Raw genomic sequence first — 9,726 nt, forward strand, 5'->3', positions numbered from 1 at the left:
GCACCGGCGCGACCGCGCACCGGCCTGCCCACCCAGTCGTCGGTCCCCCGGGACACCGGCAGGCGGGTGGTCTCCTGGTCCCGTGGGGTCTCCACGGTCGCCGGGTCGGCTGTGGGATCCGGCCCCGGGCCGGTCGGGGCCGGGGTGGACGCAGGCGTTCCGGTGGTCATGGCGTCCTGTACCCGGCGGTGGCTCGGCTCACACCTTCCCCGGCCTGCGCAGGCGCCACACCCGACGTGGGACGATGGACACGATCCCCGTACCGGAATGGACTTCTGAGTGACGAGCTACGCCGACCGCACGTTCACCCCGCCGGACCGCATCCGGAACTTCTGCATCATCGCCCACATCGACCACGGCAAGTCGACGCTGGCGGACCGGATGCTGCAGATCACCGGCGTGGTCGAGGCGCGGGACATGCGCGCGCAGTACCTCGACCGCATGGACATCGAGCGCGAGCGCGGCATCACGATCAAGGCGCAGAACGTCCGGCTGCCGTGGACGGTCGGGGGCGAGGAGCACGTCCTCCACCTGATCGACACCCCCGGGCACGTCGACTTCACCTACGAGGTCTCGCGCGCGCTGGAGGCCTGCGAGGGCGCGGTCCTGCTGGTCGACGCCGCGCAGGGGATCGAGGCGCAGACCCTCGCCAACCTCTACCTGGCGCTGGAGAAGGACCTCACGATCATCCCGGTCCTCAACAAGATCGACCTCCCCGCCGCGGACCCGGACCGCTACGCCGCCGAGATCGCGCACATCATCGGCTGCGAGCCCGACGACGTGCTCCGGGTCAGCGCGAAGACCGGCGTGGGCGTGCCCGAGCTGATCGACGCCGTCGTCAAGCAGGTCCCGGCCCCGGTGGGGGACGCGGACGCCCCGGCCCGCGCGATGATCTTCGACTCGGTCTACGACACCTACCGCGGCGTGGTGACCTACATCCGGGTCGTCGACGGCAAGATCACCCCGCGCGAGCGGATCAAGATGATGTCCACGGGCACCACGCACGAGCTGCTCGAGGTCGGCATCGTCTCGCCGGACCCGAAGCCGAGCGTGGGGCTGGGCGTCGGTGAGGTCGGCTACCTGATCACCGGGGTGAAGGACGTCCGGCAGTCGAAGGTCGGGGACACCGTCACCAGCCAGCGGCGCGGCGCCACCACGCCGCTGACCGGCTACCGCGAGCCGCGCCCGATGGTCTACTCCGGCCTCTACCCGGTCGACGGATCGCAGTACCCGGACCTGCGCGAGGCGCTGGACAAGCTCCAGCTCAACGACGCCGCGCTGACCTACGAGCCCGAGACGTCGGCGGCGCTCGGCTTCGGCTTCCGCTGCGGCTTCCTCGGACTGCTGCACCTCGAGATCACCCGGGACCGGCTCGAGCGGGAGTACGACCTGGACCTGATCTCCACCGCGCCGAACGTGGTCTACCGCGTGCACACGGACGACGGCACGGAGCTGACCGTCACGAACCCGTCGGACTGGCCCACGGGCAAGGTCGCCGAGGTCCACGAGCCGGTCGTGAAGGTGACGATCCTGGCGCCGTCGGAGTTCATCGGCGCGATCATGGAGCTGTGTCAGTCGCGGCGCGGTCAGCTGGGCGGGATGGACTACCTGTCGGAGACGCGCGTGGAGCTGCGCTACACGATGCCGCTCGGCGAGATCATCTTCGACTTCTTCGACGCGCTGAAGTCCCGGACCCGCGGCTACGCCTCCCTCGACTACGAGGAGGCGGGCGAGCAGCAGGCCGACCTGGTCAAGGTGGACATCCTGCTGCAGGGCGAGCCGGTGGACGCGTTCTCGGCGATCGTCCACAAGGACTCGGCGTACGGGTACGGCACGTCGATGGCCGCGAAGCTGCGCGAGCTCATCCCGCGCCAGCAGTTCGAGGTGCCGATCCAGGCCGCGGTCGGCTCGCGCATCATCGCGCGCGAGACCATCCGCGCGATCCGCAAGGACGTCCTCGCGAAGTGCTACGGCGGCGACATCAGCCGCAAGCGCAAGCTGCTGGAGAAGCAGAAGGAGGGCAAGAAGCGGATGAAGACCATCGGACGGGTCGACGTGCCGCAGGAGGCCTTCGTGGCCGCGCTGTCCACGGACAGCTCCGCCACCGACAAGACGGCGAAGAAGTAGGTCGGGTGGGGGCTCACTGCTGAACCGGAGGGGGAGTCTTCAGGGGAGCTGGTCGGTCGGGGTGGCGAGATCCTCGAGGAGCCGGGCGAGCTGCACGCGTTCGGGGGTCTGGCGGGCGCCGAGTGCGGTGCCCACCCGACGTTCGATGCTCCCGCACACGCGCTCGACGACCTCGCGTCCGCCCGCGGCCAGGTGCACCAGCACCCGTCTTCGGTCCACCGGGTCGTTCTGCCGGTACGCGTGTCCGTCCGCCACCAGGCGGTCGACGACGCGGGTGGCGGAGGGAGCGGGGAGCGCGGTGTGGGTCGCGATCTCACCCATGCTGCGGCCGCCGCCGCGGGCGAGCATGAGCAGGACCCGCCAGCCTTCACGGCTGACGCCCTGCGCCGAGGTCGCCGGGACGAGCGACGCCGCGACGGCGCACTCGACCCGGTCGAGCAACTCGACGAGACCGGGTACTCGCGGCGCCGGAACCGTCGCGGTCTGACCGCGAAATCCCGGCGCCGTAGGACTGGATGGCTCAGGCACGATGACCGACTGTACTTGCCCGAAGTCCCGAATGCCTCAACCTCCGAGGAAAACGGACGCACAGCAACGTTACTCGTGTCAGTGAGTGAACACGATCTTGCCCGCTGTGTCCCCGTCGAGCATCGCGCGGAAGCCCTCCTCGGCCCGGTCGAGCGGCAGCTCGAGGCCGATCTCGGGGGTGATGCCCGCGTTCGCCACGAAGTGCAGCAGGTCCGACAGCTCCTGTCGCGTGCCCATGGTGGAGCCGATCACACTCAGCTGCAGGAAGAAGAGGCGCTGCAGGTCGGCGCCGGGGTTCGGGCCCGAGGTGGACCCGCAGCAGACGATGACACCGCCCGGTCGCAGGGCCCGCATGGAGTGCTTCCAGGTGGCCTCGCCGACCGACTCGAAGACCGCGTCGACCTTGCCCGGCAGCCGCGCCCCGGACTCGAAGACCGCGTGCGCGCCGAGCTTCTCGGCGAGCTGTCGCTTCTCCTCGGTGCGTCCGGTCACCCAGACCGTCATCCCGGCCGCCCGACCGAGCTGGACGAGCGCCGTGGACACCCCGCCGGACGCTCCCTGCACCAGCATGGTCTGCCCCGGCATCAGCCCGGACTTGGTGAACAGCATCCGGTAGGCGGTGAGCCACGCGGTCCCCATCACGGCGGCCTGCGCGGGCGTGACGCCCTCGGGCTTGGGCACCGCGTTGCGCGCGGGCACCACGACGTAGTCGGCCATCGCGCCCTGGTGCCGCTCGGTCAGCAGGGTGCGCTTCGGGTCGAGCGTCTCGTCCCCGCTCCAGGTCGGGTCGCCGATGATCGAGTGCAGGACGACCTCGGTGCCGTCCTCCAGGGTCCCGGCGCCGTCGCAGCCGAGGATCATCGGGAACTGGTCGGGCTTGATGCCCACGCCCCGCAGGGTCCAGAGGTCGTGCATGTTGAGGCTGGCGGCGGTCACCTTGACCCTGACCCAGCCCTCCGGGACCTCGGGCTCGGGGCGGTCGCCGACGGTCAGCGAGTCGAGCGGAGCGTCGGCGTTGGGCTCTGCGGCGTACACGGCGAACATGCCCGTGAACCTAACCCGAGCGGGCCGCCGCTACCGTGTGACACGTGACGAGGGCAGCCGGATGACGAGGGCACTGGCCGACTGGTGGGACGCGCTGGAGCTGTGGCTGACCCAGCTCGCGTTCCCCTTCCAGGTCGCCCTCGCCGTCGTCGTGGTCCTGCCGCTGTGCTGGCTGGTGGCGGGCCTGGCGGACCGGGTCGCCGGCGTCGTCACCGAGGCGGTCCGCAGGCGTCGGTAGTCGTACGGAGGCCCGGCCGCTGTCCGTTTCGTACGCTTCGCGGCATGGCGTCGACGGTCCTGCTGGTCCTCACCGGAGTGCTGGGGTATCTCGCCTATACCCAGATCCGGGTGGTGCGGGACTCGCGCACCACGTGGCTGCGCGGTCTGGAGGCCGCCCCGACCGGCATCGCGGAGGTGGTCGCGATGGCCGAGGCCGCGCGGGCGGGGGTCGGGTCGGGCGCGTTCGGCCAGGTCGTCGCGCTGACCGGCACGGTGGCGGGCGAGACGCGGTCCGCGGCGCTCAGCGGGGTGCCGAGCGTCTGGTACCGGGTGGAGACCCTCCGCCGGTACCGGACGGACAAGGGGTCGGCCGAGGAGGTCGTCGGGCAGCAGCGCGGGCAGGTGGCCTTCACCCTCCGCGACGGCGACGCCGAGGTGGTCGTCGACCCGCGCGACGCGACGGTGGACGTGCCGGCGGCCGACGTCCGCGAGGAGGGACCCGACCCCGACGAGGGGATCACCCTGGGCCCGCTGCGGATCGGCGGCCGGACGCTGGGCTACCGGCACACCGAGTGGCGGATCGAGCCGGGCGAGCGGATCACCGTGATCGGGGAGGCCAGGGACACGGGATCCGGTGTGCGGCTGGCGGTCCGCCCGGAGCAGACGCTGACCCTCACCACCGCGGAGCGGGGCGACCACGTGCACGAGCACCACACCCGCAACCGGGCCGCCGTCCCCCGGGCCGTCGCGTACTCGGTGGGTGCCGTCGCCGCCTTCGTGGGCTTCCTCCTCCTCTGAGCGTCCGACTCGCGCGCCCGGGTGTCCGACTCGCGCGTCGAGAGTGGGGGACTCGCGGGTGCGCGAGTCCCCCACTCTCGACGCGCGAGTCGGACATCGCGAGGGAGTGTCAGGGGGCGAGGTCGCGCCACTGCGGGATGGGGGCGCCCGCGGCCACCGCCGGGGCCGCGCCCGCCAGCGCCGAGAGGACCTCGGAGCAGCCCTCGTGCAGCCGCAGGATCGCGTAGGGGTCGCCGCGGGTCTCGCCGCGGTTGACGATCACCACCGGCACCGCCTGCTTGGCCGCGTGCTTCACGAACCGCAGCCCGGACATGACGGTCAACGACGAGCCCGCGACGAGCAGGGCCCCGTCGACCGGGACGAGCGCGTCGACCATCGCGTAGGCCCGCTCGACCCGGTCCTTCGGCACGTTCTCGCCGAAGAACACGACGTCGGGCTTCAGCGGGCCGTCGCAGCGCGTGCAGCCGACGAGCCGGAAGCCCTCGGTCCGCTCCAGGATCACGTCCCCGTCCGGTGCGGTCTCGATCTCCGGACCCACCGAGTCCGCGAACCCGGGGTTCGCCCGCTCGAAGCGCTCCTGCAGCACCGCTCGGGAGGTGATCTCCTTGCAGGACAGACAGATCACGTCGGAGATCCGGCCGTGGAGGTCGATCAGCTCCCGGCTGCCCGCCTCCTCGTGGAGCCCGTCGACGTTCTGCGTGATCAGGCCGCGCAGCGTGCCGCGGCGCTCGAGCTCGGCGAGCGCGTGGTGGCCGGGATTCGGTGCGGCCCTGCGCATCCGGGCCCACCCGACGTGGCTGCGCGCCCAGTACCGACGCTGTGCCACCGGTCCGGACACGAAGTCGCCGTAGGTCATCGGGCGGCGCAGTGGCGAGCCCGGGCCGCGGTAGTCCGGGATCCCCGAGTCCGTGGACAGCCCGGCCCCGGTGAGGGCGACGAGCGGGCGGCCCGCGAGCACGTCGAGGGCGCGGTCGAGGACCAGGGACGACGGGGCCTGCACGCCCTCAGGGTACGTGTCGCGTTCGTGCAATGCGCCCGGTCGGCGAGGGGGCAGGGTGGCCCCCATGACGGATGCGGACGACCTGACAGCGGCCGTCGACCTCGCCGTCGGCGTGATCCGGGGTGCGGACCCGGCGCGCTACGGCGACCCGACCCCCTGCAGCGACTACACCGTGGCCGACGTGGTGAACCACCTGGCGTTCGGCTTCCTCCTGGCCCACCACTCGGCCATCCGGGAGCCGTGGTCACCGGAGTGGAGCGCCGCGGACCGCGCCCCCTTCCTGCGCGACCTCCCCGAGCCCGGGTGGGCCGAGGCCGCGGCGAAGGAGGGCGCCGCCACCGCGGGCGCCTGGGCCGATCCCGCGGTGTGGGAGGGCGACTCCCACATGGGGGGCGCACCGATGCCCGCCGCGGCGATCGGCGCCTTGATGACCGGCGAGTTCCTGGTGCACGCGTGGGATCTCGCCGTGGCCACCGGACAGACCTACACGGTGCCCGCCGAGCTGGGCGAGGTCGCCCTGGAGGCCATGTCCGGCATGGCCTCCATGGGGCGCGACGCCGGCTGGATCGGCCCCGAGGTCCCCGTGCCCGCCGCGGCGCCGGCGTTCGACCGGGCGCTCGGCGTCAGCGGGCGGGATCCGAGGTGGACGGCGTGACCCACGCAGGCTTCCGCTTCTCGCCGAAGGCCCGGATGCCCTCCTGGCCCTCCGCGCCCGCGAAGTAGCCCGCGGACAGCGCGTTCATCTCGGCGAAGTCCTCGGCCATCGAGCCCGGGCGCTCGCGGTGCACCAGCTCCTTGGCGCCTGCGAGCGCCCCGGGCGCGCCGAGGCGCAGCATGGCGACGAACCGGTCGACCTCGGCGTCGACGTCGGCGACCGCGCGGTTGAGCAGCCCGATCTCGACCGCGCGGGCGGCGTCGAACGTCTCGCCGGTGAGGAACAGCTCCTGCGCGGGGCGGGGGAGCAGCCGCGGCAGCACGGTCACCGAGATCACCGCGGGGATCACCCCGATCCGGACCTCGCTGAACGCGAACGTGGCGGTGTCCGCCGCGACGGCGATGTCGCACGCCGCGACGATCCCCACCCCGCCCGCGCGGGCGGGCCCGTGCAGCTTCGCGACGACGGGGGTCGGCGAGGTCCACAGGGTCTGCAGGATCCGCGGGACCTCGTTCACCCCCTGCTGCTCGGCGCTCGCGCCGCGGGACTCCTTGAGGTCCATGCCGGCGCAGAACACGGTGCCGGTGTGGGTCAGCACGATCACCCGTGCGGCCGGGTCCGCGACGGCCGCGTCGAGGTGGTCGATCAGCTCCCGGCGCAGCTGCGCGGACAGCGCGTTGCGGTTGGCGGGGGAATCGAGGGTGAGGGTCGCGACGCCGTCGACGGTGTCGCTGTGCACGAGCTCGGTCACGCGCGGAGCGTAACCCCGCGGTCACCGCGGACGATCCACCCGGAGTGGAGATCGCCACCGTCGTGGTGCAGGGGCTGGGTGCGGTCGCCTGGCCCGCCGTCGTCGCGTTCGTGCTGTGGACCTTCCGCGACCCGTTGGGACGGTTGCTGACCAGCGGGTCGGTGTCCGTCAGAGCGGCGGGAGTGGAGATCAGCACGAGCGCCCGGGCGGCGGCGGCGACCGCTCTCCAGGATGCGGGAACCGACAAGGCCGTCCCGTTGGACGCCCAGACCGCGGGCACGCGCGTCGAGGCGGGCGCGGCGGCGGTCGCCGCCCGACCAGCGCCGCCGCGGGTCCTCTGGGTGGACGACCAGCCGGCACACAACGTCCACGAGCGCGACGCCCTGCTCCGGCTCGGCATGGTGGTGGAGCAGGCCGTCTCCACCGACCAGGCGCTGCAGGTGATCCTGCGCTCCACGCCGTTCGACGTGATCGTGTCCGACATGGGACGGCCGGAGTCGCATACCGCGGGCTACGACCTCCTGGACCAGCTCCACCGAGCGGGTATCCGGACGCCGTTCATCGTCTACTCAGACTCGACCGATCCGAGTCACTACGACCAGGCCATCTCCCACGGCGCCCTCGGCAGCACCGCCAGTCCCGCGGAGCTACTGGACCTGATCGTCCAGGCGCTGCGCCGCTAGCCACCTCTCCGCCCGGCGCTTCGACGCCCGCGCCAGCCACGCGTCCTGCACCACCTCCGCGAGCTCCGCGCGGCTGATCTCGCCGAGCCGCGAGGCCCGGACCAGGACCGACGGGTGGCCCGCGAAGTGCGGGGTGGTGAAGAAGGGCGAGTCGGGGTCCTGCACGAGCGCGGCCTTGTCCTCGTCCCCGCCGACCCAGAACACGATGACGTCCGGGTAGTGCTCGCCCGTGTCCGGGTCGACGGCGTCGGGCCGCGGGGTCCGGAAGAACACGAACGACTTGCCGCCCACCTGGTAGACGGGGTTGCTGCGGGGACCCTGCGCGCAGGTGACGTGCGGCATCCCCGCGGCCAGCTCGTGCACGTCCTCGACCCGCGCCACGGCTACACCGCGAAGAGCTGCTCGAGGTCGGCGAACGCCTTGAACTCCAACGCGTTCCCGGCCGGGTCCCGGAAGAACATGGTGTGCTGCTCGCCGGGCTCGCCCGCGAACCGGACGTACGGCTCGATCACGAACTCGATGCCCGCGGCCCTGACCCGCTCGGCCAGGGCGTGGAACTGCGCGACCGGCAGGACCACGCCGAAGTGCGGGACGGGGACGGCGTGGCCGTCGACCCGGCTGGTCCCCGCAGGCCCGGGGTGTCGGGCCACCTGGTGCGTGACGACCTGGTGGCCGTGGACGTCCCAGTCCGTCCAGACCTCCGCCGAGCGGCCCGCCGGGAAGCCGAGCACCTCGCCGTAGAAGCGCCGGGCCTCGGCGATGTCGTCCACCGGGATCGCGAGGTGGAACGGCGGCCTGCTCACCCCACCGGCCGTTCGAACGTGACCAGCAGGCCGTCGACCCCGCCCGGGCCGACCCTGCCCTTCACGTCCGCGGAGGTGATGGTCTTGAGCTGCCAGCCGTCCGCGGCCTCGCCGTTGAGCAGCTTCTCCAGCTTGGAGTCCGAGAGCTTGCCGCCCATCAGTCCCTCACGGAGCTGGACCACCTTGTACTCGAAGCGTCTGGCCATGGTGTCGAGGATGCCAGGGTGCGGGGCCGCAGGCTGGTCCGTTCGGCCGAGTCCGGGGCGGGCTGGTTTTCCTACACTCGCGTTCGTGCTGCTGATGGAGCGCGATGAGCCCCTCGACCTGCTCGAGGAGCACGTCCGGGGGGCCGTGCAGGGACGGGGTTCCGTCGTGCTCGTGACCGGCGAGGCCGGGATCGGCAAGACGGTGCTGCTGCGGGCCCTCGTCGAACGGGTGCGGGCGGAGGCGCCCGCGCTGTGGGGGATGTGCGACTCGCTGAGCACGCCGCGCCCGCTGGGCCCGCTGCGAGACGTCGCGGCCGCCCTCGGCGAGGCCGTGCCGGAGCTGCTGCGCGGCACCGCCGACCAGCACGAGATCTTCGCCGCGGTGGTGGACGCGGTGCGCACCCGGCCGCGGGTCCTCGTGGTCGAGGACCTGCACTGGGCGGACGAGGCCACGCTGGACCTCGTCCGGTTCCTCGCCCGCCGCATCGCCGAGCTGCCCCTGCTGCTGGTCGCGTCGTTCCGCGAGCCGCTGCCCGCGGACCATCCGCTGGTCCCGGTCCTCGGCGACCTCGTCTCCTCGCCGGGGGCGCGCAGGCTGCCCCTCGCGCCGCTGAGCGTGGCGGCCGTGGACGAGGTCCTGGGCCGGGGCGAGACCGACGCCGCCGAGGTCCACCGTCGGACGGCGGGCAACCCGTTCTTCGTGAGCCAGATCGTGGCCCAGCCGGACTCCCCGCTGCCCGGCAGCGTGCGAGACGCCGTGCTCGCGCGGGTGGCCGGGCTGGCGCCGTCCGCCCGGCGCAGCCTGGAGCTGTTGTCCTGCACCCCGGAGCCGGTGGGCCGCGAGCTGCTCACCGCGCTCGACGTGAGCCCCACGACGGTCGGGGTGCTCTGCGCGACCGGCCTCGTCGACCG

General features: G+C 72.8%; 13 protein-coding genes. 6 read left to right on the forward strand and 7 right to left on the reverse strand.

Translation table 11 applies throughout. The features are described 5' to 3' along the window. Positions 1-279: 279 nt before the first annotated feature. Positions 280-2,127 carry a translation elongation factor 4 gene (gene lepA, locus H5J29_RS10325; protein ID WP_181780709.1) on the forward strand — a complete coding sequence of 616 codons (1,848 nt, stop codon included), beginning with the start codon at positions 280-282 and terminating at the stop codon, positions 2,125-2,127. A 39-nt stretch (positions 2,128-2,166) separates the two neighbouring features. On the opposite strand, the gene H5J29_RS10330 is transcribed toward lepA, so the two are convergent. Beyond that, positions 2,167-2,568 carry a MarR family winged helix-turn-helix transcriptional regulator gene (locus tag H5J29_RS10330; protein WP_181780710.1) on the reverse strand — a complete coding sequence of 134 codons (402 nt, stop codon included), beginning with the start codon at positions 2,566-2,568 and terminating at the stop codon, positions 2,167-2,169. Between the two features lie 165 nt (positions 2,569-2,733). Next, positions 2,734-3,699, reverse strand: a complete 966-nt coding sequence (locus H5J29_RS10335; RefSeq protein ID WP_181780711.1) for a zinc-binding dehydrogenase — start codon at positions 3,697-3,699, stop codon at positions 2,734-2,736. A 61-nt stretch (positions 3,700-3,760) separates the two neighbouring features. Between H5J29_RS10335 and H5J29_RS10340 the strand changes: the two genes are divergently transcribed. Then, a complete protein-coding gene (locus H5J29_RS10340) occupies positions 3,761-3,937 on the forward strand; it encodes a hypothetical protein (protein ID WP_181780712.1) in 177 nt (58 codons plus the stop codon). 44 nt (positions 3,938-3,981) lie between these two features. Beyond that, a complete protein-coding gene (locus H5J29_RS10345) occupies positions 3,982-4,716 on the forward strand; it encodes a GIDE domain-containing protein (RefSeq protein WP_181780713.1) in 735 nt (244 codons plus the stop codon). A 109-nt stretch (positions 4,717-4,825) separates the two neighbouring features. Here the strand turns inward: H5J29_RS10345 and H5J29_RS10350 are convergent, their stop codons facing one another. Then, positions 4,826-5,716, reverse strand: a complete 891-nt coding sequence (locus H5J29_RS10350; protein ID WP_312858144.1) for a Sir2 family NAD-dependent protein deacetylase — start codon at positions 5,714-5,716, stop codon at positions 4,826-4,828. Positions 5,717-5,780: 64 nt separating this feature from the next. Between H5J29_RS10350 and H5J29_RS10355 the strand changes: the two genes are divergently transcribed. Then, positions 5,781-6,371: a TIGR03086 family metal-binding protein gene (locus H5J29_RS10355; RefSeq protein WP_181780715.1), complete on the forward strand. Its 591-nt coding sequence runs from the start codon at positions 5,781-5,783 to the stop codon at positions 6,369-6,371. Here H5J29_RS10355 and H5J29_RS10360 read toward each other — a convergent pair. Next, entirely contained in the window at positions 6,340-7,122 is a 783-nt protein-coding gene (locus H5J29_RS10360) for an enoyl-CoA hydratase-related protein (protein WP_181780716.1), read from the reverse strand. The two genes, H5J29_RS10355 and H5J29_RS10360, sit on opposite strands and share 32 nt — an antisense overlap. Positions 7,123-7,166: 44 nt before the next feature. Here H5J29_RS10360 and H5J29_RS10365 point away from each other — a divergent pair, with 44 nt between their 5' ends. Next, the gene (locus H5J29_RS10365) at positions 7,167-7,805 is read left to right on the forward strand and encodes a response regulator (protein ID WP_181780717.1); all 639 of its coding nucleotides are present in this window, start codon (positions 7,167-7,169) and stop codon (positions 7,803-7,805) included. Here the strand turns inward: H5J29_RS10365 and H5J29_RS10370 are convergent. The 3 genes from H5J29_RS10370 to H5J29_RS10380 are packed head-to-tail and all read right to left on the reverse strand — an operon-like array spanning position 7,770 to position 8,814. Beyond that, positions 7,770-8,186 (reverse strand): MmcQ/YjbR family DNA-binding protein, encoded by a 417-nt coding sequence (locus tag H5J29_RS10370; RefSeq protein ID WP_312858145.1) that lies wholly within the window; start codon positions 8,184-8,186, stop codon positions 7,770-7,772. The genes H5J29_RS10365 and H5J29_RS10370 overlap by 36 nt on opposite strands. Positions 8,187-8,188: 2 nt before the next feature. Then, positions 8,189-8,608, reverse strand: coding sequence for a VOC family protein (locus H5J29_RS10375; protein WP_181780718.1), 420 nt, complete (start codon positions 8,606-8,608; stop codon positions 8,189-8,191). Continuing rightward, positions 8,605-8,814, reverse strand: coding sequence for a DUF4177 domain-containing protein (locus H5J29_RS10380; protein ID WP_181780719.1), 210 nt, complete (start codon positions 8,812-8,814; stop codon positions 8,605-8,607). Before H5J29_RS10380 ends, H5J29_RS10375 begins: the two co-directional genes overlap by 4 nt. Before the next feature lie 94 nt (positions 8,815-8,908). On the opposite strand from H5J29_RS10380, the gene H5J29_RS10385 reads away from it, so the two are divergent. Then, positions 8,909-9,726 (forward strand): AAA family ATPase (locus tag H5J29_RS10385; RefSeq protein ID WP_246393723.1); only part of this gene is annotated, 818 nt, incomplete at its 3' end.

Source organism: Pseudonocardia pini (genome assembly GCF_013870575.1).
In the GTDB taxonomy this organism is placed as follows: Bacteria; Actinomycetota; Actinomycetes; order Mycobacteriales; family Pseudonocardiaceae; genus Pseudonocardia; species Pseudonocardia pini.

Excerpts from the sequence above, each read along its gene's own strand:
- H5J29_RS10380 (WP_181780719.1), bottom strand. The coding sequence starts at position 8,814 with ATGGCCAGACGCTTCGAGTACAAGGTGGTCCAGCTCCGTGAGGGACTG.
- H5J29_RS10340 (WP_181780712.1), top strand. The coding sequence starts at position 3,761 with ATGACGAGGGCACTGGCCGACTGGTGGGACGCGCTGGAGCTGTGGCTG.
- H5J29_RS10355 (WP_181780715.1), top strand. The coding sequence starts at position 5,781 with ATGACGGATGCGGACGACCTGACAGCGGCCGTCGACCTCGCCGTCGGC.
- H5J29_RS10345 (WP_181780713.1), top strand. The coding sequence starts at position 3,982 with ATGGCGTCGACGGTCCTGCTGGTCCTCACCGGAGTGCTGGGGTATCTC.
- H5J29_RS10335 (WP_181780711.1), bottom strand. The coding sequence starts at position 3,699 with ATGTTCGCCGTGTACGCCGCAGAGCCCAACGCCGACGCTCCGCTCGAC.